The 25605-nt window shown below is 58.8% G+C and carries 26 protein-coding genes; 12 read left to right on the top strand and 14 right to left on the bottom strand.

Annotated features, from left to right (window positions below; genetic code table 11):
* The first annotated feature begins 567 nt into the window (after positions 1-567).
* The 5 genes from cyoA to cyoE are packed head-to-tail and all read left to right on the top strand — an operon-like array spanning position 568 to position 5411.
* Positions 568-1512, top strand: a complete 945-nt coding sequence (gene cyoA / locus ACA044_RS25060; protein ID WP_497443752.1) for a ubiquinol oxidase subunit II — start codon at positions 568-570, stop codon at positions 1510-1512.
* 3 nt (positions 1513-1515) lie between these two features.
* Entirely contained in the window at positions 1516-3546 is a 2031-nt protein-coding gene (gene cyoB / locus ACA044_RS25055) for a cytochrome o ubiquinol oxidase subunit I (protein ID WP_497443751.1), read from the top strand.
* A 3-nt stretch (positions 3547-3549) separates the two neighbouring features.
* Positions 3550-4176, top strand: coding sequence for a cytochrome o ubiquinol oxidase subunit III (locus tag ACA044_RS25050; protein WP_008044529.1), 627 nt, complete (start codon positions 3550-3552; stop codon positions 4174-4176).
* Positions 4177-4512: a cytochrome o ubiquinol oxidase subunit IV gene (cyoD, locus tag ACA044_RS25045; RefSeq protein ID WP_497443750.1), complete on the top strand. Its 336-nt coding sequence runs from the start codon at positions 4177-4179 to the stop codon at positions 4510-4512. It abuts the gene before it with no gap.
* Between the two features lie 11 nt (positions 4513-4523).
* On the top strand, positions 4524-5411 hold the full coding sequence (gene cyoE / locus ACA044_RS25040) for a heme o synthase (protein WP_497443749.1): 888 nt from the start codon (positions 4524-4526) through the stop codon (positions 5409-5411).
* Between the two features lie 196 nt (positions 5412-5607).
* Here the strand turns inward: cyoE and ACA044_RS25035 are convergent, their stop codons facing one another.
* On the bottom strand, positions 5608-7017 hold the full coding sequence (locus tag ACA044_RS25035; RefSeq protein ID WP_497443748.1) for an aminotransferase-like domain-containing protein: 1410 nt from the start codon (positions 7015-7017) through the stop codon (positions 5608-5610).
* A gap of 167 nt (positions 7018-7184) precedes the next feature.
* On the opposite strand from ACA044_RS25035, the gene ACA044_RS25030 reads away from it, so the two are divergent.
* The gene (locus tag ACA044_RS25030; protein WP_497443747.1) at positions 7185-7679 is read left to right on the top strand and encodes a RidA family protein; all 495 of its coding nucleotides are present in this window, start codon (positions 7185-7187) and stop codon (positions 7677-7679) included.
* Between the two features lie 84 nt (positions 7680-7763).
* On the opposite strand, the gene ACA044_RS25025 is transcribed toward ACA044_RS25030, so the two are convergent.
* The 3 genes from ACA044_RS25025 to ACA044_RS25015 form a co-directional block, all read right to left on the bottom strand.
* Positions 7764-8468: a hypothetical protein gene (locus tag ACA044_RS25025; RefSeq protein WP_497443746.1), complete on the bottom strand. Its 705-nt coding sequence runs from the start codon at positions 8466-8468 to the stop codon at positions 7764-7766.
* A 138-nt stretch (positions 8469-8606) separates the two neighbouring features.
* Positions 8607-10133, bottom strand: a complete 1527-nt coding sequence (locus ACA044_RS25020; protein ID WP_497443745.1) for a sensor histidine kinase — start codon at positions 10131-10133, stop codon at positions 8607-8609.
* Positions 10130-10846, bottom strand: coding sequence for a response regulator transcription factor (locus ACA044_RS25015; RefSeq protein WP_497443744.1), 717 nt, complete (start codon positions 10844-10846; stop codon positions 10130-10132). Before ACA044_RS25015 ends, ACA044_RS25020 begins: the two co-directional genes overlap by 4 nt.
* Positions 10847-10999: 153 nt before the next feature.
* On the opposite strand from ACA044_RS25015, the gene msrB reads away from it, so the two are divergent.
* The 3 genes from msrB to msrA are packed head-to-tail and all read left to right on the top strand — an operon-like array spanning position 11000 to position 14102.
* On the top strand, positions 11000-11515 hold the full coding sequence (gene msrB, locus ACA044_RS25010) for a peptide-methionine (R)-S-oxide reductase MsrB (protein ID WP_497443743.1): 516 nt from the start codon (positions 11000-11002) through the stop codon (positions 11513-11515).
* Positions 11516-11558: 43 nt separating this feature from the next.
* Positions 11559-13367, top strand: a complete 1809-nt coding sequence (locus ACA044_RS25005) for a cytochrome c biogenesis protein DipZ (RefSeq protein WP_497443742.1) — start codon at positions 11559-11561, stop codon at positions 13365-13367.
* Between the two features lie 27 nt (positions 13368-13394).
* Positions 13395-14102: a peptide-methionine (S)-S-oxide reductase MsrA gene (msrA, locus tag ACA044_RS25000; RefSeq protein WP_497443741.1), complete on the top strand. Its 708-nt coding sequence runs from the start codon at positions 13395-13397 to the stop codon at positions 14100-14102.
* Positions 14103-14110: 8 nt separating this feature from the next.
* Here the strand turns inward: msrA and ACA044_RS24995 are convergent, their stop codons facing one another.
* The 3 genes from ACA044_RS24995 to ACA044_RS24985 form a co-directional block, all read right to left on the bottom strand.
* Positions 14111-14515 (bottom strand): GNAT family N-acetyltransferase, encoded by a 405-nt coding sequence (locus ACA044_RS24995; protein WP_497443740.1) that lies wholly within the window; start codon positions 14513-14515, stop codon positions 14111-14113.
* A complete protein-coding gene (locus ACA044_RS24990; protein WP_497447303.1) occupies positions 14512-15525 on the bottom strand; it encodes a sensor domain-containing diguanylate cyclase in 1014 nt (337 codons plus the stop codon). Before ACA044_RS24990 ends, ACA044_RS24995 begins: the two co-directional genes overlap by 4 nt.
* Before the next feature lie 75 nt (positions 15526-15600).
* Positions 15601-16506: a LysR family transcriptional regulator gene (locus ACA044_RS24985; RefSeq protein ID WP_497443739.1), complete on the bottom strand. Its 906-nt coding sequence runs from the start codon at positions 16504-16506 to the stop codon at positions 15601-15603.
* A gap of 102 nt (positions 16507-16608) precedes the next feature.
* Here ACA044_RS24985 and ACA044_RS24980 point away from each other — a divergent pair, with 102 nt between their 5' ends.
* Complete coding sequence (locus ACA044_RS24980; RefSeq protein WP_497443738.1) at positions 16609-17784, top strand: aspartate aminotransferase family protein; 1176 nt, start codon at positions 16609-16611, stop codon at positions 17782-17784.
* Positions 17785-17792: 8 nt separating this feature from the next.
* Here the strand turns inward: ACA044_RS24980 and ACA044_RS24975 are convergent, their stop codons facing one another.
* From ACA044_RS24975 to ACA044_RS24945, 7 genes are all read right to left on the bottom strand, one after another.
* Entirely contained in the window at positions 17793-18047 is a 255-nt protein-coding gene (locus tag ACA044_RS24975) for a Txe/YoeB family addiction module toxin (protein ID WP_497443737.1), read from the bottom strand.
* Positions 18044-18298 (bottom strand): type II toxin-antitoxin system prevent-host-death family antitoxin, encoded by a 255-nt coding sequence (locus ACA044_RS24970; protein ID WP_007940444.1) that lies wholly within the window; start codon positions 18296-18298, stop codon positions 18044-18046. The genes ACA044_RS24975 and ACA044_RS24970 overlap by 4 nt, the downstream gene beginning before the upstream one ends.
* Positions 18299-18524: 226 nt before the next feature.
* Positions 18525-19052, bottom strand: coding sequence for a P-loop NTPase family protein (locus ACA044_RS24965; protein WP_497443736.1), 528 nt, complete (start codon positions 19050-19052; stop codon positions 18525-18527).
* 16 nt (positions 19053-19068) lie between these two features.
* Positions 19069-21000 (bottom strand): alkaline phosphatase D family protein, encoded by a 1932-nt coding sequence (locus ACA044_RS24960; RefSeq protein ID WP_497443735.1) that lies wholly within the window; start codon positions 20998-21000, stop codon positions 19069-19071.
* Positions 21001-21113: 113 nt separating this feature from the next.
* Positions 21114-21917 (bottom strand): Abi family protein, encoded by an 804-nt coding sequence (locus ACA044_RS24955; RefSeq protein ID WP_497447302.1) that lies wholly within the window; start codon positions 21915-21917, stop codon positions 21114-21116.
* Positions 21918-22263: 346 nt separating this feature from the next.
* Positions 22264-22527 carry a hypothetical protein gene (locus ACA044_RS24950; protein WP_497443734.1) on the bottom strand — a complete coding sequence of 88 codons (264 nt, stop codon included), beginning with the start codon at positions 22525-22527 and terminating at the stop codon, positions 22264-22266.
* Complete coding sequence (locus ACA044_RS24945) at positions 22517-23305, bottom strand: MlaA family lipoprotein (protein ID WP_497443733.1); 789 nt, start codon at positions 23303-23305, stop codon at positions 22517-22519. Before ACA044_RS24945 ends, ACA044_RS24950 begins: the two co-directional genes overlap by 11 nt.
* A 166-nt stretch (positions 23306-23471) precedes the next feature.
* Here ACA044_RS24945 and ACA044_RS24940 point away from each other — a divergent pair, with 166 nt between their 5' ends.
* Both ACA044_RS24940 and ACA044_RS24935 read left to right on the top strand, forming a co-directional pair.
* Entirely contained in the window at positions 23472-24182 is a 711-nt protein-coding gene (locus tag ACA044_RS24940; RefSeq protein ID WP_497443732.1) for a response regulator, read from the top strand.
* Positions 24179-25540 (top strand): sensor histidine kinase, encoded by a 1362-nt coding sequence (locus ACA044_RS24935; protein ID WP_497443731.1) that lies wholly within the window; start codon positions 24179-24181, stop codon positions 25538-25540. The genes ACA044_RS24940 and ACA044_RS24935 overlap by 4 nt, the downstream gene beginning before the upstream one ends.
* The last annotated feature ends 65 nt before the right edge of the window (positions 25541-25605 follow it).

The following is a 25605-nucleotide window of genomic DNA, read 5'->3' as shown; positions in this document are numbered from 1 at the left end:
TAACAAGGGCTGGCAAGTTGGCAAAGTCCTTGTCGCATGGGGGGTAGAGCAAGGATGAAGGCGAGTGCAGAGTTCTGGAAGCTGTCTGAACCACGCGTGGTAGACCTACATTTTTTGGTGTTTTTGTTGAGAATTAATTTCGATACCATGGCGCACTTTTGCAAAAGCCGTTAATGATTGTTGCTGGATCGGATAAAAATTATTTCGGGATGAGACATGGTTTATGAACCATTACATATCTACAATCGCCCGCACTGAATTCCCGGCACTGCTCACCCTGACTCAGGTGCATGAGCAGAACTAGGGTGTCGAGAGGCCGGGTGGCTTCATGCGACTCCCAGGTGTCGGCCTTCCGACTATCCGCACCAAATGGAATTGGTCTGTAACAAGGCCCTTGACCACGAATTCGAATAAGAACTCACCGCAGGCCCAGCAATTGTCGAACAGCGTCTGACGCGCGACGGGCAGGCCCTTATTCAATCCAAGAAAAATGCCAACCCTTGGCAGGGTGAAGTGTTGGCGATCAAAACCCAACTGCATTGCGCAAGCTGCTTTAGAGGTCGTGAGATGAGTAAAAACAGGTACCCCAGACTACTAGGCTTATTGCCGCTGCTCGGCACGTTGTTGCTGGGAGGCTGCAACATGACCTTGCTCGATCCCAAGGGCCAGGTCGGCCTGGATGAGCGAAACCTGATCATCACCGCAACGCTGCTGATGCTGTTGGTCGTCGTGCCGGTCATCGTCATGACCTTCCTGTTCGCCTGGAAATACCGCGCGTCCAACACCAACGCCGTGTACACGCCGAAGTGGTCGCACTCCACCAAGATCGAAGTCGCCGTGTGGACGATTCCGGTACTGATCATCATTGCCCTGGGTTACATCACCTACAAGTCGACCCACGAACTGGACCCGTATCGTCCGCTGGAATCCGACGTCAAGCCGATCACCATTGAAGTGGTCGCGCTGGACTGGAAGTGGATGTTCATCTATCCGGAGCAAGGCATCGCCACCGTCAACAAGATCGTGTTCCCGGCGCACACGCCGATCAACTTCAAGGTGACTTCGGACTCGGTGATGAACTCGTTCTTCATCCCTGCTCTGGGCGGTCAGATCTACGCGATGGCGGGCATGCAGACCAAACTGCACCTGATCGCCAACCAGAACGCTGAAATGGACGGTATCTCCGCCAACTACAGCGGCGCGGGTTTCACCGGCATGAAGTTCAAAGCAATCGCCACTTCCCAGGAAGATTTCGATGCCTGGGTCAGCGAAGTCAAAAAGGCACCTAAACAGCTTGAACAAGCTGAATACGCAGCCCTGTCCAAGCAGAGCCAGAACAACCCAGTCGAGCTTTACTCCTCGGTCACGCCGAACCTGTTCCAGATCATCGTCGACAAGTACGAAGGCATGAAACCGGGCAAGCCGCACCACGAGAAGAAAGACAAAGAAGTGGCCCACAACATGGAAGGGATGGACATGAGTTCGCATTCAGCTGCCGGGGCAGAGGAGTAAACGATGTTTGGTAAATTAAGTTGGGAAGCGGTCCCGTTCCACGAACCGATCGTGATGATAACCATCGCCATGATCGCGCTCGGTGGTCTGGCGCTGTTCGCTGCAATCACCTACTTCAAGAAGTGGACTTATTTGTGGACCGAGTGGTTGACCTCGGTCGACCACAAGAAAATCGGCGTGATGTACATCATCGTCGCCATGGTCATGCTTCTGCGCGGTTTTGCCGACGCCATCATGATGCGCACCCAGTTGGCCATGGCCACCGAGGGTTCGCCTGGCTACCTGCCACCTGAACACTATGACCAGATCTTCACCGCTCACGGTGTGATCATGATCATCTTCATGGCGATGCCATTCTTCACCGGCCTGATGAACCTTGCAGTGCCGCTGCAGATCGGTGCGCGTGACGTTGCCTATCCGTTCCTGAACTCCCTGAGCTTCTGGCTGCTGGTTTCTGGCGTGGTGCTGATCAACCTGTCCCTGGGCGTTGGCGAATTCGCCAAGACTGGCTGGGTTGCCTATCCGCCGCTGTCGGGCTTGCAATACAGTCCGGGCGTGGGGATGGATTACTACATCTGGGCGCTACAGCTATCCGGGTTAGGTACGACGCTGACAGGGGTCAACTTCCTGGCCACCGTGCTGAAGATGCGTACCCCGGGCATGAAGCTGATGGACATGCCAATCTTCACCTGGACCTGCACCTGGGCCAACGTCCTGATCGTGGCTTCGTTCCCGATCCTGACCGCTACCCTGGCTTTGCTGACGCTTGACCGCTACATGGATTTCCACATTTTCACCAATGAACTTGGTGGCAATCCGATGATGTACGTCAACCTGTTCTGGGCCTGGGGTCACCCCGAGGTTTACATCCTGATTCTGCCGGCGTTCGGGATCTTCTCCGAAGTCATCTCGACCTTCACCGGCAAGCGTCTGTTCGGCCACCACTCGATGGTCTACGCATCGGGCGCGATCTCGATCCTGGGCTTCATGGTTTGGCTGCACCACTTCTTCACTATGGGTTCGGGTGCCAGCGTCAACGCCTTCTTCGGTCTGGCGACGATGCTGATTTCGATCCCGACGGGGGTGAAGCTATTCAACTGGCTGTTCACCATCTACCAGGGCCGTTTGCGTTTCACCAGCCAAGTGCTGTGGACCCTGGGCTTCATGGTGACCTTCGCCATCGGCGGCATGACCGGCGTACTGCTGGCCATCCCGGGTGCTGACTTCGTTCTGCACAACAGCCTGTTTGTGATCGCGCACTTCCACAACGTGATCATCGGCGGCGCCGTGTTCGGTTACATCGCCGGTTTCGCCTTCTACTTCCCGAAAGCGTTCGGCTTCAAGCTGCACGAAGGTTGGGGCAAGGCAGCATTCTGGTTCTGGATCACCGGCTTCTTCGTCGCGTTCATGCCGCTCTATGTACTGGGCTTCATGGGCATGACCCGTCGTCTGAACGCCACCACCAACCCTGAGTGGGTGCCTTACCTGTACGTGGCCATGTTCGGTGCGGTAATGATCGCCGTTGGTATCGCCTGCCAGCTGATCCAGCTCTACGTCAGCGTGCGTGATCGCAACAAGCCAGAGAACATGTGCGAACACGGCGACCCGTGGAATGCCCACACGCTGGAATGGTCGACCTCGTCGCCACCACCGTTCTACAACTTTGCCGTGCTGCCAAAAGCGCAAACCATCGACCCGTTCACCGAAGCCAAGGAAAACGGTACCGCGTACCAGGCGCCTAGCCGTTACGAGCCGATCCACATGCCAAACAACACCGCGACCGGTGTGGTCATGGGGGCTCTGTTGACCGTGTTCGGTTTCGCGATGATCTGGCACATCTGGTGGCTGGCCATCGTCAGTCTGGTTGGCACCGTGGGCTACTTCGTGATCCACGCTGCACGCGATGATCAAGGCTATATGGTGCCGGTCGACGTGATCGAGCGCATCGAAGCCGAGCAGCACAAGCGTCTGGTAGCGGCCGGGAAAGTTCCAGCCACCGCCACCCGTGTTGAAACCTCGTTGGAACAGGCTTAAACCATGTCGAACTTAGTGACCAATGCTGGACACACCCATGTCGATGGACATGGGCATGATGACCATCACCACGACTCGGGCGAGATGACCGTATTCGGTTTCTGGCTCTACCTGATGACCGACTGCATTCTGTTTGCGTCGATCTTCGCGGCGTACGCGGTACTGGTTAACAACGTAGCGGGTGGCCCGTCGGGCCACGACATCTTCGAGCTGCCATACGTACTGGGCGAAACCGCTCTGCTGCTGTTCAGTTCGATCACCTACGGCTTCGCCATGCTGGCGTTGTTCAAGGGCAAGAAGAACCAGGTCCTGGGCTGGCTGGCCATGACCTTCCTGTTCGGCGCCGGCTTCATCGGCATGGAGATCAACGAGTTCCACGTACTGATCTCCGAAGGCTTCGGCCCTAGCCGCTCAGGCTTCCTGTCCGGGTTCTTCACCCTGGTCGGCACCCACGGTCTGCACGTGACCAGCGGTCTGATCTGGATGGCGATCATGATGTATCAGGTGCAGAAAAACGGCCTGACGGCGACCAACAAGACCCGTCTGAGCTGCCTGAGCCTGTTCTGGCACTTCCTGGACGTGGTGTGGATCTGCGTATTCACCGTTGTTTATCTGATGGGGACTATGTAAATGGCTAACGCTCATTCCCACGATAGCCACGACGCCGGCCACGGCAGCGTCAAGTCCTATGCTATCGGTTTCATCCTGTCGGTGATCCTGACCGTCATTCCTTTCGGTCTGGTGATGTACCCATCGCTGCCCAAAGCCGTGACCCTGTGGATCGTACTGGCATTCGCAGTGATCCAGGTGCTGGTGCACTTGGTGTACTTCCTCCACCTGGACCGTTCCGCCGCGCAGCGTAACAACGTGATTGCGTTTGTTTTTGCCGCGATCGTGATTGTCCTGCTGGTTGGCCTGTCGCTGTGGATCATGTTCAGCATCCACACCAACATGATGGCGCACTGAGGTAAGTCTGGATGTCCTTTAAGCACTTTATCCAAATCACCAAACCGGGGATCATTTTCGGTAACGTGCTTTCTGTGGCAGGCGGATTTTTCCTGGCCTCCAAAGGGCATGTCGATCTGGCCATTTTCCTGGCTGCGATGATCGGCACGTCCCTGGTGGTGGCTTCCGGTTGCGTGTTCAACAACTGCATCGACCGCGACATCGACTTGAAGATGGAACGCACCAAGAACCGGGTGCTGGTTCAGGGCTTGATCTCCCTGAAGCTGGCCCTGGTGTTTGCGACCGTCCTGGGTGTTTTCGGCGTTGCACTGTTGTACAAAGTGGCCAACCCGTTGGCCGCTTTGTTCGCGGTGATCGGCTTCGTCATCTACGTCGGCTTCTACAGCCTGTACCTCAAGCGCAAGTCGGTTCACGGCACGCTGGTGGGCAGTCTGTCGGGCGCCATGCCGCCGGTGATTGGCTACGTGGCTGTGACGAACAGCTTCGACATGGCCGCTCTGACGTTGCTGGTGATGTTCAGCCTGTGGCAGATGCCGCATTCCTACGCCATCGCGATCTTCCGCTTCAACGATTACCTGGCCGCATCGATACCGGTGTTGCCTGTGAAGCGCGGGATTCAAGTGGCCAAGAAGCACATCCTGCTCTACATCCTGGCGTTCCTCGTGGCGACCTTGATGCTGACCTTCAGCGGCTACGCCGGTATGAGCTACCTCGCCGTCGCCGCGGCCATGGGCATGTACTGGTTGTACATGGCCTGGACCGGTTACAAGGCAGTGGATGACACGGTCTGGGCGCGCAAGCTGTTCGTGTTCTCGATCTTCACCATTACTGCGTTGAGCGTGATGATGTCGCTGGATTTTAAAGTGCCGAGTGAGCTGTTGCTGACGTACGCGCCTTAAGCTTCGGATGCTGTAAAGAAAAGCCCCGCCTTCGAGAGAAGAGCGGGGCTTTTTGTTGGGTGCATTCTGGTGGACCGGGTCGCCCCCTTCGCGAGCAAGCCCGCTCCCACATTCGCCCGAGTTCTCTTAGGAAAATGCGGTCAAATGTGGGAGCGGGCTTGCTCGCGAAGGCCACACCTCGGTTGATGAGAAAGAATCAGCTATCGAGCAACCGGAAAAACCGCTCGCGCACTTGTGGGTTATCGCTGTGACCGACGTTGAAACGCAAGAAGCTGCTGGCATCAGTGGCTTTGCTGAGCAAGGTGCCGGGCGCCAGTACCAGGTTGTTTTCGAGGCCTTCGCTCGCCAGGGTTTCGGCATGCAGTCCTTCGGGCAAGCGCGTCCAGATGAACAGACCTTCACCCGGTAGCGACGACACCGAACACCCAGCCTCCACCAGCCAGTTCGCCACGCGACTGCTCGATTCGTAGAGGCGATCGACCGTGCGGCGGGTATGTTTGGCATAGCTGCCGTTGCTGAGCATGGCGCAGATGATCTGCTCCGCCAGTTCCGACGTCACGCCGCCGCAGTTCATCTTCAAGGCGATCATTCGTGCGGCCAGTTGCGGCGATAACACCGTATAGCTGACCCGGCTGTTGGCGGTCAGGGTCTTGGAGAAACCGGATACGTAACTGACATTGTCCAGACCGCTCGCCGCCAGGCGCGGGGTGCGTCTTTGCTGGATATCGCCATACAGGTCGTCTTCAAGGATGTGGAAGCTGTAACGGTGACTCAGCTCCAGCAAGCGATAAACCTGTGCGGCGGAAAACGAATGCCCGGTCGGGTTGTGCAGCGTGCTGTTGGTCATATACAGCACGGGGCGATGGGCAATCAGCAATTGCTCGAAGGCCTCTAAATCGAGGCCTTCGCAACCTCGGGCGATGGTGATGACCTTGGCGCCGTGCAACGCCAGGTTGGTGTGCATGTTGAAGTAACACGGGTCGTCGAGCAGCACCGTGTCGCCGGGTTTTATCAACAGGCGCATCAGCAGGTCGATGGCCTGCAGGGTGTTGGCGGTGGTGATGATCTGCTCCACCGGCACCTCGATGCCAAAGGTCGACAGCTTCACCCGCAACGCCTCGCGCAGTGGCAAATAACCACCGACCGAACCGTATTCGCCCATGCGCAGCGTGGTGGCGCGTAAAGTGCCGCGCACGGCTTTGAGCAGTTCTTCGGCGGGTAGCCAGGAGGCGGGCAGAAACCCACAACCGGGACGCAGCGCGCCGTTGTCCAGCAGCACCGCGCGGCGGACCCTGCTGAGCGTGTCCTGTGCTTGCAGATTCGGGCCTGCTGCGATCTGCATCGGTGGGCTTGCCCGGTGGACGTAATGCCCCGAGCCCTGGCGTGAGACCACCAGCCCTTTGGCCCGCAATCGGTCGAGGGCGTCGACCACCGTGGATTTACCCACGTTCATCAGCTCGGAGAGTTCTCGAATCGGTGGCAACTTGGTCCCATGAGGCAGGCCACCCTGGCTGATCGCCACCGACAATTGGTCGACGATCTGCTGCACCAGCGGCACTCCAGGCTGGAATTCGATGGCCGCGATCACTGCGCGTTGAACCGGCATTTTATTGGTCTCTGCGGCAGTAAAGTTCGCTGGATTCTATACGAACTTGCTCTGATCAGGACAAGCAACACGCTCTACCATCGCCTTACAGATTGGCGGATCACGTTTGCCCCCTTCACCGATCGTGGAAGACGTCATTTGCATTATTGATTGAGGAGAGTCGGTAAATGATTGAGCAAGTGACCTGTGATCAACGCTTCATCGCCCTGGCAACAAAACTTGGCTATGACATCTATGGCGAGAACACCGCCGGCGGGCATTACGCCCCGTTGATTCGGCATCACGATGAACTGTATGTCAGTGGTCTGGTGCCACGCATGAACGGCAAAATTCAGTATCCCGGCAGAGTGGGGCTGGAACTCAGCCTGACCTATGCCCAGGCGGCAGCCAGTATCAGTGCGATGCGCGGACTCGCGCTGATGCAGGCTGCCATCGGTTCACTGGATAAAATAAAGTCACTGATTCGCATAACGGTCTATGTGAAATCCACCGAAGATTTTGTTGATCTCAGTGAAGTGGCTAACGGCGCGTCGGATATTTTCACTCATGTGCTGGGTAACGCCGGTATACATACCCGAACTACAGTCGGCGTTTATCAACTGCCGAAAAACGCCGCGATAGAAGTCGATATGATCGCGGCCTTGCACCCCTCGGCGCTGTAACTACAAGTAGGTCGGTTCAGGCAACAAAAAGCCCCGTCCTGACAGTCAGGGCGGGGCTTTTTAGTCAACGGCGAGTGGGACGTGTTACTGCGCAGCGATGCTGTAGCCGTCGAACGCGGTTTGCTGCTGAAGCGCAGTGATGATGTTCTTGCGGTTGACCGCTTGTTCGGCCCCGGCATTGTCCAGGAACGTTTCGCTTTCCAGCTCGGCTTCATCGCCTTCGCCAACGAAAGAGAAGCCCAGGAACTCCAGCGCTTCACGGTCAACGTTCAGGCGCGAGCGCGGTGTGCGCAGGGGCAGCGTGACGCTGATGCCGTCCTTGCTGATGGTGAACACTTCGGCTTCTTTCTTGGCGCGAGCCGTCTTGCTCTTGCCGCTGCTCGGGTTGCTGATGGCCTGATGAGTCTGGTTCAGTACCTTCAGCGCCAGGCCATAGACGATTTCCTGAAACGCCGGGTCGTCCTTGAAGCTGGACAGAATGCGGCTGATCGAGAACTTGCTGCTCAGGTCTTCCAGGGCGGCAATGTCGGACGCTTCGGCGTCTTTCAGCTGCTTGAGTTCGCCCATCAATTCGTAGGCTTTGTCGTCGTCGAAGCTGTCATGAGCCTGGCGAATCGCAGCGCGCAGCTCGCGGAGCTGGTCGCTTTCCCGGGTGGATTGAAAAGCGTCCAGGACCATCTCGCTGATGGTCTTGGCCTGAGGCACATGCTGTGAAAGATTGATGGAGTTTTCGTATTCCGCTTTGGACGACAAGGTGACTACGGATTCAGCGGTGTTGGAATCGGACATTGAAATTTCACTACTTCTTTTAACTTGGATTGAGGCGAGAAAGCACAGGGCCTTTTCAGGCCGCCTAATCTATTGGACCTGCACGGCGTTGTCACGGATGAACAGGCGGCTGGTCAGTATTTTTGGCAACGCTGTCGACTATTTCCCCATCGATTTTATATTCATCGAACGAACCACCCACTGTTCCGCCGTTTGCTCATCCACCGGCAAGGAGAAGCGAAAGGTCGCGCCGCGTCCGGGCACATCGATCAGCTCAATCTCGCGACCGTGCAATTGCAGGATCCGGTGCACGATCCGCAGCCCCAGTCCGCCATCGCGCCGGGCACCGCCAATGTTGAACGGACGCAGGAACAGACCTTCGCGCAGTTCGGGGGCGATGCCGGGGCCGGTGTCGCTGACCGTGACTTCGATAAAATCCCCTTGAGGGCGGAGGCTGAGTTCGACTTCTCCGCCCTGAGGGGTGTGGCGCAGGGCGTTGTCGAACAGGTTGGTCAGCACCCGCTCGATCAGCCCCAGATCGGCGCAGGCCACCGCGACGTTGGGGGCGAAGGTGGCCTTGAGTTCGATCTGACGCGCTTCGGCGCTGAGTTCGAATTTTTGAAAGATGTCCTGCACCAGATCGGTCAGGGAGAAGCGCTCCAGCACCGGTTGCACGAAACCGTGTTCCAGCCGCACCAGTTCCAGCAACGATTGCGCCAGGCCGCCGACCTTGCGGCTTTGATCCAGGGCGATCCCCAAATAGCGGCGGCGGTCGGTGGGGGACAACGTGGCGTCCTTGAGCGACAGGGTTTCCAGGTAGCCGTGCAGCGAGGCCAGCGGTGTGCGCAGGTCGTGGGAGATGTTCGCCACCAGTTCGCGACGCTCCTGATCCTGGCGGGTGAGCGAGCGCCATTGTTCACCGAGGCGCGCCTGCATCTGCCGGAAGGTGGCGTCGAGTACGGCAATTTCATCGTGGCTGGCGGCCTTCTCCAGCGGCTCTGGCTCGGACGAGGCGGGCGGTGCCGACGGAACGCCGTTGATATCGAACTGACTGACTTTTTCGGTCAAACGGCGCAGTGGCCGGGTGATCAGGGCAAATGCGCTGAGGCCGGCAATCAGGCACAGCAACGCCACCAGCCCAATGGACAACAACGCGGTATTGAGCGCTGCGCTGGTGGCACCGCGTTCGGCGAAGCGGTCGTGCTCTTCGCTGAGCAACACCACATACAGATAACCGGCCGGCTGACCGTTGACCCGCAATGGCGCGGCGCTGAACACCTTGCTGCCATCGACGCTGCGTGGATCGTCGCCGAGAATCGGCAGGGCCTCGCCCTTGAGCAAGCGCTGGATCGGCGCCAGATCGACCTGCTTCCGGCGTATCCGGCCCTCGGGCGCGGCGCTGCCGACAATTCGGCCCCCGGTGTCCAGCAAATAGACCTCGACACTGGGATTGACCAGCATCAGCTGGCTGAACAATTCGCGCACGGCATTGGGCATCGGGCCATTGCGGTCCATCAGCACAGTGTCGTGGGCGATGTGTTGCGCCAGATCCCGCGACAGCCCCTGCACCACTTCCAGTTCATGCATGTGGTTGGAGCGCACCTGCATCCATGCCGAGGTGCCGCAGCACACCAGCAACAGCACGGCGAACACCAGGGACAGGCGTTGGGTCAGGGTCAACCTCATGGCTGTTCTCCGCTCGTCGCGAATTTGTAACCACGACCCCACACCGTGAGGATGCGCGTCGGTTGCGCCGGATCGGCCTCGATCTTGGCCCGCAGACGATTGATGTGGGTGTTGACCGTGTGCTCGTAGCCTTCATGGCTGTAGCCCCACACCGCGTTGAGCAGGTCCATGCGCGAGAAGACCTTGCCGGGCTGACGAGCGAAGAAGTACAGCAGGTCGAACTCCCGCGGCGTGAGGTCAAGACGACGGCTATCGAGGGAGACTTCACGGGTGATCGGGTCGATGGACAGGCCGTCCGTGATCAGGCTGCCAGCGTCCATTTTCAGGTTGCGGGCCATGGCGTCGACTCTTCGCAGTAACGCCTTGACCCGTGCCACCAGCTCGAGCATGGAAAAGGGTTTGGCCAGGTAGTCGTCGGCACCGAGCTCCAGGCCCAGAATTCGATGGACTTCGCTGGAACGCGCACTGGTGATGATGATGGGTGTGTAGCGGGCCATGGCCCGGGCGCGGCGGCAGATTTCCAGGCCGTCGACGCCGGGCAGCATCAGGTCGAGGATCAGTGCGTCCCAGCTTCCTTGCTGCAGCAGTCGCATGCCCTCATCGCCATCGGCGCAGTGCACCACCTCGAACTGCTCATCGCGAAGATGCAGGCAGATAAGGTCGGCGATAGGCAGGTCGTCCTCGACCACCAGGACGCGTTTGGTCTGTTCCATGGAGCTCAATCCTTTGTGACGCAATGAACACATTGTGCGGGTTTTCCTGAGGCTGAGTTATCACGAATTGTTTAACTCCTCGTGAGGATTTGGCGATCAACTCAAGCCTAGGCTGTGTTCCATGCAAGGCATCTGGAATTTTGGAGAAGGCCCATGTTTTCACGGCGACAGTTTCTCGTAGCAAGCGGCGGGCTGGGGGCTGCAGCCCTGGTGATCGGTGTATTGCCAAAATTTTCCGCAAGCGGCGCGCTGATTGATGAGGCCCGTGCGGCAGAGGTTTTCGAGGTGACCCACAGCGACAGCGAATGGCGCGCCATGCTCAGCGCCGAGCAGTACGAGATCCTGCGTGAAGAGGGCACCGAACGGGCCTACAGCAGCCCGCTGAACAACGAACACCGCAAGGGCGTTTTTGCTTGCGCCGGTTGTGAGCTGCCGTTGTTTTCTTCCGACACCAAGTTCGACAGTCGCACCGGTTGGCCAAGCTTCTGGGCTCCCCTGGACAACGCGGTGGCCACCCGTCAGGACCGCTCCTTCGGCGTGCTGCGCGAAGAGGTCCACTGCCGTCGTTGCGGCGGTCATCTGGGCCATGTTTTCGAGGACGGGCCAAAGCCCACCGGTCTGCGTTACTGCATGAACGGCCTGGCGCTGACCTTCAAGCCACAGGCGTGATCCATGGGCACTTTCTTTCACTCACTTCATGCAGGTCGACGTTATGTGGCTTCTGGCTCTCGCTTATCTCGGTGGTGTGCTGACGATTGTCAGCCCGTGCATTCTGCCGGTATTGCCCTTTGTCTTCGCTCGCACCGGGCAGCCGTTTATGAAGAGTGGCTTGCCGCTGCTGGCGGGGATGGCACTGACCTTCGCGCTCGTCGCCTCGTTGGCGGCGGTGGGCGGCGGTTGGGTGGTGCAAGTCAATCAGTACGGTCGCTGGCTCGCGTTGCTGTTCGTTGCACTGTTCGGGCTGACGCTGTTGCTGCCTCGGTTGGCCGAGCGCCTGACGCGTCCATTGGTGGCGGCCGGCGGTCGTCTGTCGGAAGCCGCGGCTGCCGATACCCGGCCGCGTCCCGGCGCGTCGTTCCTGATCGGCGTCGCCACGGGCCTGCTCTGGGCGCCCTGCGCCGGGCCAATTCTGGGCCTGCTGCTGACTGGCGCGGCGCTACAAGGCGCAAGCATCGCCACCACCTTGTTGCTACTGGCTTACGCGGCCGGTGCCGCCACTTCTCTCGCTGCGGCACTGCTGCTGGGCGGTAAAGTCTTCGCCTCGATGAAGCGCTCGATAGGCGCAGGCGAGTGGCTGCGTCGAGGCTTGGGGGCCGCGATGCTGGCCGGTGTGGCGGCGATCGCTTTGGGGCTGGATACCGGGATTCTGGCGCGGGTCTCGACAGCATCCACCGGCGGTATCGAGCAGGCGTTGGTCGACCGATTGGCCAGTAAGTCACCGGTCAACAGCGGGGCGATGATGGCGCAGATTCCTCGGGCCGGCGATCAACCCGCCGGCAGCATGATGGCCGCTGGCAATGGCATGAAAATGACCGCGAAGACACCGGACGCATTGCCGATTGAAGGCAACCTTCCATCGCTGGACGGCGCAGTGCAATGGCTCAATTCGCCCCCTCTCACGGCCCAAGGGTTGAAGGGCAAGGTTGTGCTGGTGGATTTCTGGACTTACTCCTGCATCAACTGCCTGCGCACCCTGCCGTATGTGAAGGCCTGGGCCGAGAAGTATCGCGATCAGGGCCTGGTGGTGATCGGCGTCCATACGCCTGAGTTTGCCTTTGAACGGGATGTAGGCAATGTCACCAAAGCCATGAAGGACCTGGGCATCACCTACCCGGTGGCAATCGATAACGACTATAAGGTCTGGCGTGCGTTCAACAACCAATACTGGCCGGCTCACTACTTTGCCGATGCTCAGGGGCGTATTCGTTATCACCACTTTGGTGAAGGCAAATACGCCGAATCGGAGCGAGTGATTCAGCAACTGCTGCGTGAGGCGGGCGTTGCGAAGGTCGCGGACGGGCTGATCAATGCGCGTGCCGAGGGTGTCCAGCTCGCCCCGGACATGAATGAAGTGCAATCGCCGGAAACCTATGTCGGCTACCGACGGGCGGAGCATTTCGTGGCTGACACCGATCTGGCGCCAGACAAGGTGGCGGCCTATAGCCCGCCGTCACAATTGGCCCTCAATAACTGGAGCCTGGATGGCCAATGGACTGTCGGTCCGGAGCGGGCCGTTTCAAACGCACCGGCCAGTCGTATCGTCTACCGCTTCCACGCTCGCGATCTGCATCTGGTATTGGGTCCCGGTGCTGACGGCAAACCGGTGCGTTTCAAAGTGTTGATTGACGGCAAGCCCCCAGGTGATGCCCACGGTGTTGACGTGGCGCCCGATGGCAGCGGCAGCGTCACCGAGCAGCGGTTGTATCAACTGGTACGCCAGAGCGCAGGTGTGACGGACCGGACGTTCAGCATCGAGTTCCTTGATCCGGGTGTGTCGGCGTATGCGTTTACGTTTGGTTGATAACCCCACTCATTCAGGAGACACCCCATGAAAACCTTATTCAACTGGCGTCGCACCCTGCTGGGGCTGGCCGCCGCCAGTGTTATCGGTCAGTGCGCAGCGTTCTCTTTCGCAGGCGCCGAAGAGGCGGTCATCATTCCCCCACCAACGCTCGACGAGACCACCCAGGCGCATAGCGAAACGGCGGTCTTTGCGGGCGGTTGCTTCTGGGGCGTCCAAGGGGTGTTTCAACACGTCAAAGGGGTGAAGAACGCCGTCTCCGGTTACGCGGGCGGCGCCGCTGACACCGCTCAATACGAGCGGGTCAGCGAGGGTGATACCGGTCATGCGGAGGCTGTCGAAGTCACCTTCGATCCCGCTCAAGTCAGCTATGGCAGCCTGTTGCAGATCTATTTCTCGGTGGCCCACAACCCCACCGAACTCAACCGCCAGGGGCCGGACCGCGGCACCCAGTATCGATCGGCGCTTTTCCTGAAAAGCGCTGAACAGCAACGTGTCGCCCACGCCTACATCGCGCAACTCGACGCCGCCCATTCGTTCAATAAACCCATCGTGACCAAACTGGAAACCTACAACGGCTTCTATCCGGCGGAGGAGGAGCATCAGGACTTCCTGACCGAGCACCCGACCTACCCCTACATCGTGATCAATGACCTGCCGAAGGTGGCGCAGTTGAAGCAGTTGTATCCGGATCGGTATCAGGAGAAGCCGGTGTTGGTGAAGGCTGGTCAATAGTGCATTGGCTACTTCAAGCGTGAGCGTTCCATCGCAATGGTCGACGTTTCAAAGCCCAGCTTTGAAAAGAAATCCGAAGCACCTTCACGGCCTGCTCGCAGAACCCAGGTAATGGCGGTGTTGTCGCCCATGACATGCTCAACCAGCGCGCGACCGACGCCTTCACGTCGAGTTTGTCCGCACACGACAACCATCGACAGATAACCGTTGGACAACCCGTCGGTGATACCTCGGGCAAACCCGACGATGCGGGAGTCCTTTATCGCAAGCGCTGTACGTTGGGAATTAGCGATCAACTGCGCGAAATGCTCAGCTGAGCCGGTGCGGTGAGCCCAGCCATTCTCGCCAAGAAAAAGTCGCACGGATTCCACGTCCGAGGGCTGCACATCACGGATAAGCACGGGAGTATTCATCCCGAAATCACATTCTTGCCCGCAATCTTCGACCGATACAGCGCCTGATCGGCCCTGGCCAGCAAACCGGTCTGTTGCTCTTCTTCAAAGCGTTGCACCACGCCAAAACTCATGGTCACTTGATAGTCCCCGACCGGCAGCGGGCTCGACAGGCCATGACGGATTCTTTCAGCGAGTGACCTGGCGTCGGCCAACGAGGTATTGGGCAGGATCATGATGAATTCGTCACCCCCCCAACGCGCCAACAGATCGCCTTCGCGCACACAATGCTTCACGCTCTCGATCACCTGCACCAACGCCGCATCACCCAAGGCGTGGCCGTAGTGATCGTTGATGTTCTTGAAGTCATCGATGTCCATGGCGATTAGCGACAGGGGTTGGCGAAAGCGTTGGGCGCGGTCGCATTCCTGGGGCAGGGCTTTTTCCAGTCGATAGCGATTGGCGATGGAAGTCAGCACATCGGTTTCCGCCAGTTTGCGGTTCTCTTCGAGTTGAATCTGCAACTGCTGATTGACCCGAGACAACTCCCGGGTGCGTTCTTCGACGATGGCTTCGAGGGATTGATTGCGCCGTTCCATCTCTTCGAACAGGCGTTTCTTGTCTTCGATGCTGCGGTGCGCACCGATCATTCGCGCCACCGAGCCATCGGCATTACGGGCCAGCACGTAGCCGCGATCTTCGATCCAGGTGTAAGTGCCATCGCGCATACGGCAGCGATACTCGGCTTGATAACCGGGAGCACGCTGATCCAGGTAATCATCAAACAGCGCCATGACCCGCGAATAATCGTCGGGGTGGATCACGTTTTCCCAGGTCAGCACATTGTTATCCAGGGAATGAGGCGAATAGCCGAGCATCTCGTACCAACCGGGGTTGCGGTAGACGAACCCGGTATTGGCGTTCCAGTCCCAGATGCCATCACTGACCAGTTCCAGAATGGTGTGCAGCATGTCTTCGTTAAAATCTGCCAGATTGAACTTCAACGGCTCGATATTCGATGCCTCACCCATCATCGGTCTCCCTGCCGCCCTGATATCAACGTGACTCGCCAGTCGCGCAGATTAGTGCATGGCGTGTTCCCGCGGCTAGTGCTTGCCCCACCTCTGCAGTGCAAAGTCGACGAAGCTGCGCAATTTCGGCAATCGGTAGCGGTCCTGGGCGTACACCAGGTTCATCGGTCGACTCGGCAATTGGTAGTCCTGCATCAAGGCCACCAGTTTTCCGTCCTGAAGGTCCTGTTCCACCAATGCGTCGGGCACCATCACGATGCCCATCCCGGTTCGCGCCGCTTGATGCAGCCCCGCCGAGCTGTTCATCAGCATCGGTCCGCTGACCGCCACCATGACTTCGCCTTCGGGTCCCTTCAGGCGCCATTGTTTTGCTACCGAGTGCCAGTCGTCGCCGGCCGGGTAGGCGAAGGCCAGACAGTCATGGTGTTGCAGGTCGGCGGGTTTTTCCGGTGTGCCTCGACGCGCCAGGTAGTCCTTCGATGCGCACAGGGTCATTGTGTAGTCGATGAGCGGGCGAGCGATCATGTTGGACAGCTCGGTAGTGCCCAAGCGAATCGCGACGTCGAAACCGTTGTCGAGCAGATCCAGGCGCTGGTTGGTCAAAACGACGTCGAGTTTGACCTGCGGACAACGCAGGGTGAATTCGCTCAAGGCCGGTGCCAGCCGTTCGGTGCCGAAGGTCAGCGGTGCAGTGATGCGCAAGGTGCCGCTCGGCTCGTCGAGGGTCTGTTCAGCCAGGCGTTCGGAATCGGCCACCAGCCCCAGTACTTCGAGACACCGCTGATAATACGTCGTGCCGAACTCCGTCAAACGTTGACGCCGTGTCGTACGGTTGAGCAGACGCACACCCAAGCGTTGCTCCAGAGCCCGCAGGTGATTGCCGACCATGGTCGTGGACATTTCGCACTGCAAAGCGGCGGCGGTCATGCTGCCGGTTTCCACCACTCTTACGTAAACCGTCATTGCCTGGAACAAATCCATTATCAATCTCAGCTTTAAAATGATTGAAGTGTTACCGCGTTTATCCAGCTCAGGTGGCTAACCATACTGCAAAAACACCGACTATTGATGGAGCTTGATGTCATGACCGCCGCCTGCCTGATGAGCACTTACCAACCCTTGGCCCTGAGTTTCAGCAAAGGCCTGGGCACGCGCCTGTGGGACCAGGCGGGTCGTGAATACCTGGACGCGGTGGCGGGCGTGGCCGTGACTAACGTCGGGCACTCCCATCCGCGAATCGTGTCGGCCATCAGCGAGCAGGCCGGGCTACTGTTGCATACCTCCAACCTGTACAGCATCGATTGGCAACAGCAGCTGGCGCAGAAACTGGTTCAGCTGTCGGGCATGGAACGGGCTTTCTTCGGCAACTCCGGTGCCGAGGCCAACGAAACCGCCCTGAAGCTCGCACGGCTTTATGGCTGGCACAAAGGCATCGAGCAGCCGCTGATAGTGGTTATGGAAAACGCTTTTCACGGCCGGACCCTCGGCACCTTGTCCGCCAGCGATGGCCCGGCGGTGCGCCTGGGGTTTAACGAGTTGCCGGGGGATTTCATCAAAGTGCCGTTCGGCGACCTCGCGGCACTGGAGACGGTGCAGAAAGCCCATGGCCCGCGCATCGTGGCGATCCTGATGGAGCCGATTCAGGGCGAGAGCGGTGTGCAAATGGCGCCGCCCGGTTATCTCAAAGCGGTGCGCGAACTGTGCAACCGGCATGCCTGGCTGCTGATGCTCGACGAAATCCAGACCGGTATCGGCCGCACCGGCCAGTGGTTTGCGTTCCAGCACGAAGGCATCATCCCGGACGTCATGACCCTGGCCAAAGGCCTGGGTAACGGAGTTCCCATCGGTGCCTGCCTGGCCCGGGGCAGGGCCGCGGACCTGTTCACCCCCGGTAGCCACGGCAGCACATTCGGTGGCAATCCGCTGGCGTGCCGAGTGGGTTGCACCGTGCTGGAGATCATCGAGGAACAAGGCCTGCTGGAAAACGCCAAACTTCAGGGTGAACGTCTGCTCGCCAGATTACGCATCGAACTGGCCGACGACCCGAACATTCTGGCGATCCGTGGCCAGGGCTTGATGATCGGCGTCGAACTCGCCCAACCGATCCGCGACCTGACCCTGATTGCCGCACGGGATCACGGCTTGCTGATCAACGTGACACGGGGCAAGACCATTCGCCTGCTTCCACCGCTGACGATCGATGAGCGGGAGGTGGAGATGATTGTCAGAGGGGTTTGTCGGGCGGTTAAGTTGGCCTGAGATTGTGCTCAGTAGTGATACCTGCAAAGCACGATACGTACCTCACCATCCTCGACTGCATAAACCAGGCGATGCTCAGAGGTAATTCGGCGTGACCAGAGGCCGCTCAGATTGTGTTTGAGCGGCTCAGGTTTCCCCAGCCCTTCGAAGGGTTCGCGCAGGATCGCTTTGATCAGCAGGTTGATTCGTTTTAGCCCGGCCTTATCGTTTTGCTGGAACCACAAATAGTCGTCCCAACCTTCAGGAGTGAATTCGATACTCATTCTTCGATAAGTTGCCTGACTTTGGTTTTCCCGGCTCGCAGGTTACCGATTGATTTGATCAGCCGCTCAGCGTTGGCTGGAGAGCGGAGCAGATAGGCTGTCTCTTCGAGAGCGTTGTACTCCGCCAGAGACATCATCACCACAGGTTCACCTTTTTGACGGGTAACCAGCAATGGGGCACGGTCTTCGTTGACCCGGTCCATGGTTTCGGCCAGATGTGCGCGTGCGGTGGTGTAGTTGATGGTTTGCATGCTGTAGTCCTCGCTCAATGCAAAGAACGTACAGAAATGAGTACATGATGACAAGGCGACACCTACGAGTGGTCATTGTGCAGACAATGTATCCACGCTTGGGCAGAGTATCGCTGAAGCCTCTTCAAGACGTTTCTGTAACGGGTGTAATCCCATTCTGACAATCTCGCCAGCTTTACTGATCGTTCCAACGCTCCGCTGGGAATGCAAAAAATGGCGGGGACGATCAGTCGGTTTGTTGCACTGTACTGACGAAAGCCGTGACTTCAACCCGGCTCATCAGTTGAAGTTTCGAACCTGCAAACCCTTCAAACAAACGCTGATGCGCGGCAAATCCACTGGACCCTTCACGAGTACGGTAGCTGCCGGCCCATTCCAGTAACGCTATCAGTAACTCGTCATGCTCATCGCGCTTCGCTTCTCGCTGACGAATGTTGTTCACGCAATCTTCGTCCTCCAGGCACAGCCAGATCAGCGCCGTCGCCTGTTCCACAAGTTCACTGACCATCCAGTCGTAAACACCCTCGATAACCCAGCGCTCTTCACTCGCCGCCACCCGCGCCATTCCCAATGCCTCGGCGCGAGGACGAGCGATGCTGTGTTCATCGGATACCCAGTGAATCAGGTCGAGATCGGTCCAGGGTACTTGCAGGTGTTCGGCCAGTCGCTTGGCCAGCCAGCTTTTGCCCGCGCCGGAATTGCCGATGATCAGGGTTCGGGTGAGGTTCAGGGTGTGCGGGTAATGATTGCTCATGGCAACTCAGGGAATGTCAGTCAGCCGCTTCGGAAATTTCAGGCGCAATCATTCGCGTCTTCGGCGATCCATCCGCATTGAATTGATAAATATCCTGCGGCTGGCCCTTTTCATTGAAGAACACTTGGCCGATTCCTGCCGAGTTCCACAGCCGTTCCCCCGCTTCAGCGTGTTCGGGAATGTGCGGAACAATGCGCATGCGTCGGCGTTTGGTCAGCCAGTTAAGGGGCGAGCGGGGTGAGTAGAGCCAGCGGTTGAGGCGGTCGAACCATTCGAGCAGGGCCGGCGGGAATTCGTTTTTGATGCCGCTGCTGGTGATCTGCCAGATGCGCGGGCCGGCCTTGCGGTGTCGGATCAGTACTTCGTAGACGAAGGAATAATGCACATCGCCGGACAGCACCACGTAGTTACCGGGTGTGCGGGAGTGTCGGAAAATGTTCAGGATCACTTGGGCTGCACCGCGATGGGCCATCCAGTTTTCGGCGTCCACCAACAGTGGATAACCGCACCAGCTGAACACACGCTGCACGGTTTCGATCAGTTTGACGCCAAAGATCGGCGCCGGCGAAACGATGATCGCTGAAGGGTGATCGAGCAATTCCTGTTGCAGCTCGCTGAGGGCTTCCCAGTCCAGCAGGCCCGACGGCTGCTTGAGAGTCATCTCGCTGCGCCAGCGCCGGGTGCGGGTGTCGAGCACCACCAGCGCCGGGCGGGTGGGCAGCACGTAATGCCACTTCTGAAAACTCAGCAGCTCATCGATCAAGTCGTCCTGGACGTCGCTGTCGAGGTAATGATCCTGCCCCGTGGCGCTCAATAACCGGGTTTTTGCCAGCATGCTGGCAAACGCGTCCGGGTTGTTGCCCCAGCCCTGGCACAGCATGTAAGCGAGCAGCGCGTTGCCGATGATGCGCTTGGAGAACGGATGGCTGTAGGCCGTTTCCTCCCATTGCGCGGAAAGATTCCAGTCATCGGTAATATCGTGGTCGTCGAAAATCATCAGGCACGGCAAATGCGCCATCGCCCGCCCGACACCACCCAGCCCCGTCTTGAACGCATCGATGCGCGTCTGTTCCAGGGCATAGCGTTTGCGTCGTTCGGGTGTCAGTGCCGGTGGTTGCGGCGCGATCAACGTCCAGGACGTTGGCGACCACACCAGCAGGTACATGGCCATGACCTCGGCGAAGGTCACCAGATGGTTGTCGGCGCTGCTGCTGGTGAAAATCGGCTTACGCGCCCCACCGAAAAATCGCTCGCGCAGGGTTTCGTTGCTCTCTAGCGCCGGTAACAAATCCGCACGATGGTAGTAACTGGCCGGGTGCTCGTAGAGTTTGGCGCTGTCACTCACCACCGCGCCGTCGAGGTGTTCGTCGAACAGCCCCAGGCGCTCGATCAAGGCATGAATCGCCCGCAACATCGGCCCGGCGACATCATCCGCATACACCTGATCGCCACTCATCATCAACAGTGCCGGGCGCTTGCAAGCGTCCGGTTCGGACGCAAGCAGCCGGTCGACGCACAGCAAACCATCGGCCGCCGGATGGTGAGGTTTGCGGCAGGAGCCGTGCAGCAGTTGATCGATCCGTGAGCGCAGGACGAAATTTGGGCAACGGGCCTCGCCGTACAGCAAGTGCGGGGCCCAGTCGACGATGCCGGTGTCAGCGTCATCAATCAGCAGGTCGTATTCGATCAACGTGTCGCAGGGCAGGGCGCTCTCAAGCGGCACATCGATCAAATGCACAAAGGCATGAGTACCGACCGGGATGACCGTGCATTGCCCGGCATCCAGACGGATATCGCCGACACCTTGCAGCCGCAACGTCAGCGCCAACGCCCGCGATCCCACCAACCACAACACAAGGCGCGTGGGTTCCAGGCGCCGCAACAGCGGTCCGACCAGGACCGGGGGCAGGGATTGATGAGCGTCAGGCAATGGCAAAGACATGGACATCCGGGTTCTTGCGACAGAGAAGCGCGGGATGATAACGCAGCCGGTGTAAATGAATCGTTGCCGACTTACGGCGGGCTCTTGCGCTAGTCATCCGTTGCAAAAGTGGCGGGTGGTTAGATTCCGAACAACTTTCTCGGGAACCCTGTTTCATCGGGCAAGCCACGCGCTGCGAAAGGACAGCCTGGCACCGCAGGTTTGGAATCGATAACGTCTGCCACTTGGTTAATCCATTGCGAATTCTCACCGATGGCTTTGACGAAATACCAAAGCACCGCAATCAGCCCGTACAGGCGAGTGGTCGCATTCGAATCAAGGGCAAGGTTCTGGAAGTAGGGGGCATTGGGGGCGATGGGTAGCGGATTCGTTGAAACCTTATTCCGGATACGGCTGTGGTGAGCACAGCGGTTACGTAGTGTGTTGATTTCCTGAAGCCATTCTTTGAGGATTTTTGCGTTCGTGAGGCCCAACCGTCGGCTGATCCTGTTGCGATGGGTATCCTTAAGTATCTGCGAAGTACTTCGATGCGGTTCCAAAGTCCCACGCTTCAATAACCACCCAAAAAGGCATGGCTTTACTGTGCTGTCGATGCCATTCAATGCTGTCCTCACGGGTGCGCTCATCTGGTCGTTCTGACGTTTTAGCCATTCAGTCCAAATGTTACGTTGTCGGCCCTGCTTGGTATTGAAAGATTTTGTCTGCGAAGGATTGATGAACCTGACGTTTTGATAGGCCATGGGGTCGTGATAACCCACCTCATGCGCAATCACTGATCGCACATGCACTTCAATGCGCTCAATGGCATCGAGCATCAGTTGGCGCAGTTTTTTATCGAAGAGATAGATGTCGAACATGAAGTCGAACTGCGTGCCTGGCGCAAACTCATTCCGACGTAGAGGTTTTTTGCTGACCGTGCACATGACCACGTTGTTATCCGAATCGCGAAGGAATTCACTGTCGCCGACCTGACTAAGTTTGCGTTAGGCGCGAGCTACGTTGGTGATTTGCATGCCTCGGCTGGCGAGCAGGGTGGACAGATCACTGTAGGATCGAAACGGCTTTGGAGGGGCTAATTGCTGCAACATTCCATGTCCCAGAAAAAAGAAGGCCCAAACATAATGCCGGACTGAGCCAGCACCAGAGGTTCGGGCGCGATTGCGGCAATTGTCTGTGCTGGACTTAGCGGAGTCAACACGGCAGGGGTTCCATTCAGTTGCATCAACGTACCGATTCTGTAACCGGGCGTTTAGGTCCCCCTTTCCGAGATCAAGACATCAACTGGTTGTCGGCTTTCCTTACTACTACCTCACCATTAGCCACCAACCAACGAACCAGATCACTCACCGACACCGTATGACTGCGCTCCATCCATTGCACCAATGCCGGGCCATAGTGTTCGGTGTAACGGCTGAGCACCAATTCGCGACAGTCCGCTGACAGGCGAAGGGTGATTTCCCTGCAGTGCAAATGGGCCGAGCTGTTCTGAATCACTCGTTGCTGCAGAATCAAACTCTTTCCTTCAGAACCCATCGGCCGGTGCTCCTGTGCATTGTGGGGTGGTGGCGTGCGGCGAGCCTTGTTTGCCATCGGCCACGTAAGCCGCGCGATGCTCGGCGACCACGTTGCGCAACGCGCTGTAATAGTCCGGCAGTTTTTGCAGGCTGTCGGTCAGCGGTAAGGCTTGCGCGCGGCCATCGACGATGCCGCCGACTGTGTTGATGGTAGAGAGCGTGTCCACGGTATCGCTGTTGCTGCCGAACGGGCTGACCACAAAACTCAGCACCCGGCCAGCGGCGTCGCGGCTGTTGGAGGTGCCGAGCAACGGCAGTTCGACGATCGGGCCATTGCCGATGCCCCACACGCCGAAGGTCTGGCCGAAGTCCGCGTCGTGACGCGGGATGCCGACCATGCCGGAGACGTCGATCAAACCGACCACGCCCACCGTGGTGTTGAGCGCGAAACGCCCCAGGGTATTGACCGAGCGCATCGGGTTGCCTTGCAGCAGGTCATTGATAAAGACCTTGGGCTCGCCGAAGTTCGCCACAAAGTTATGCACACCCGTCTGGAAAAAGTCCGGCGTGTAGCGGTAGCCACGCGCGACTGGCGCCAAGGCGTAGTCATCGACCACCCGGTTGAAGGCGAATACCCCGCGATTGAGCGGTTCCGCCGGGTCGTACACCGAATAATTTATTTCGGCGCAGGTCGCGGTGGGGGACGACGGCTGACTGCTGCAACCCGCCAACCCGGCGGCCAGCACAGCAATCGAAGTGTTGCGGGCCAGCCAGGGAGCACATTTGAAAGGCAACATGGACGCAAGTCTCGGGAGGAATTCGCCGTGATGCTGAGCCTCAAGCCTTGCGCAAAGATGTCTGGTTTATTGCGGCGCTGACGTTTTATTGCACGATTGAAATATATGACGCGCTGCCGTGAATGGTTTTAGATGGCGGTTCCATTCGCCCCCTAAGTGACCCTCGGTGAACAGCCTTCTAATCGTGGACGACGACCTTGAGGTCCTCGATCTGCTGAAAAAATTCTTCGTGCAGCACGGCTACCGCGTCGAAGTCGCCACCGACGGCGCGTCGCTGTGGGCGGCCATCGAGCGCCAGCCGCCCGACCTGATCATTCTCGACGTGATGTTGCCGGGCGACAGCGGGCTGATCCTCTGTCAGCAACTGCGGATTCGCCACGCGATACCGGTGATCATGCTGACCGCCATGGGCGAACTCAGCGACCGGGTGGTCGGGCTGGAACTGGGCGCCGATGATTACCTGACCAAACCCTTCGACGCCCGTGAACTGCTGGCCCGGGTGCGCGCCGTGCAGCGCCGCGTGGACGATCGCCGTCCGCTGGCGCAAGAGCGACCCCGGCCACTGATCGACTTCGCCGACTGGCACCTGGACGTCACGCGCCGGGAACTGCGCTCGCCCGACAACGTGATGATCCCGTTGTCGGCCGGCGAATTCGACTTGCTGCTGGTCTTCGTCGAACACCCGCAACGTATTCTGACCCGCGAGCAGTTGCTGGACCTGGCACGCGGGCATCGCCACGAGGCGTTTGATCGCAGCATCGACGTCCAGGTCAGCCGCCTGCGGCGCAAACTCGAGTCCGACACCAAGCGGCCGGCGATGATTCGTACCGTACGCAATGGCGGTTATCTGTTCACGCCCAGCGTGACGCGGCGATGAGCTGGCTGACGCGGGTCCGCGCCCGAAACTGGCCGCAAGACACGGTGGCGCGCTGGATCGCGTTGACGATCATCCTGGCCATGCTTATTTCACTGGCGCTCAACGGGCTTTTTATCCAACTGGCCGGTGTATGGGCGCGCCCGCCGCTGACCGAAACCGGGTTGCTGGAAAAAATCGCGGCCATCACCCGCATCATCGACGCAGCCCCGGCGCCACTGCGCAGCCAATTGGCGCAAGCCGTCAGCGACGAAGACTTCACCGCCAGTTGGCACCTTGATCGGCACGACCTGAATCTGCCTGCGGTGGAGGATCCGGGTTTTGAAACAGGCTCGACGATCCTGCATCCGTTGCTCAAGTCCGCCGGCCGGCGGATCGAGGTCTATCAGCCGGCCGACTGGCCGGAGCACCAGGCGGACGCGCGTTACGCGCTGCTGATCGAACTGCCGGACGCGTCATGGCTGATGTTCTCCGCGCCCTCGCGCAGTTGGGGCCTCGAAGAGGCGCCACGTTATTCGATCGTCATCCTGCTGGTACTGATCTCCACCGCCCTGGTCGCACTGATCGCCACCCGCCGCCTCGCCACCCCTTTGCAACGCTTCACCGAAGGCGCCCGCCGCTTCGGCACGGACTTCCGCGCACCGCCCATCGAACCGCTCGGCCCCCACGAAATCCGCCAGGCGATTCTCGCCTTCAACGCCATGCAGGCCCAGTTGCAACACTTCATCCGCGACCGCACACAAATGCTCGCCGCCATCTCCCACGACCTGCGCGCGCCCCTGACGCGGATGCGCTTGCTTGGCGAATTCATCGAAGACAGCGAGCAACAGCAGCGGCTGTTTCGTGACGTGGATGAAATGCAGGCGATGATCAACTCGGCGTTGGAGTTCTTCCGGGATGATGCGCGGCTTGAGCCGGCGACCCAGTTTGATCTGGCGGAGTTGCTGCAAACGTTGCTTGATGATTACCGCGATCAGGGAATCGAGATTGCCTTTAGCGGGCCGTTGCGGCTGGTGTATTTCGGTCGACCGCTGGGGCTCAAGCGGGTGATGACTAACTTGCTCGATAACGCCATCAAGTACGGTAGCGAGCCGGGGATTGAACTGATCCCCGGTGAGGGGCAGGTGCGGATCAAAATACTGGATCGTGGGCCGGGTATTCCGGATGCCAACCTTGAGCAAGTGTTCGCACCGTTTTTCAGAATGGAGGGGTCGCGGAATAAAAGCACTGGGGGCGTTGGTTTGGGGTTATCGGCGGCGCGGGCGATTGTGTTGGAGCATGGCGGGGAGTTGACCCTGCGAAATCGATCGACGGGTGGGTTGGAGGCGTTGGTGGTGTTGCCGGTGCAGCCAGCAGTTTGAAGTAATCCATAGATGCTCATTTGAAAAACAGGGAATTGCAGGTGATTGGGCTTTAGCGAAAAGCT

This window comes from Pseudomonas sp. LBUM1673 (genome assembly GCF_059695645.1).
Note: the sequence above shows the minus strand (reverse complement) of the source record. Positions and strands in the feature narration are given on the sequence as shown.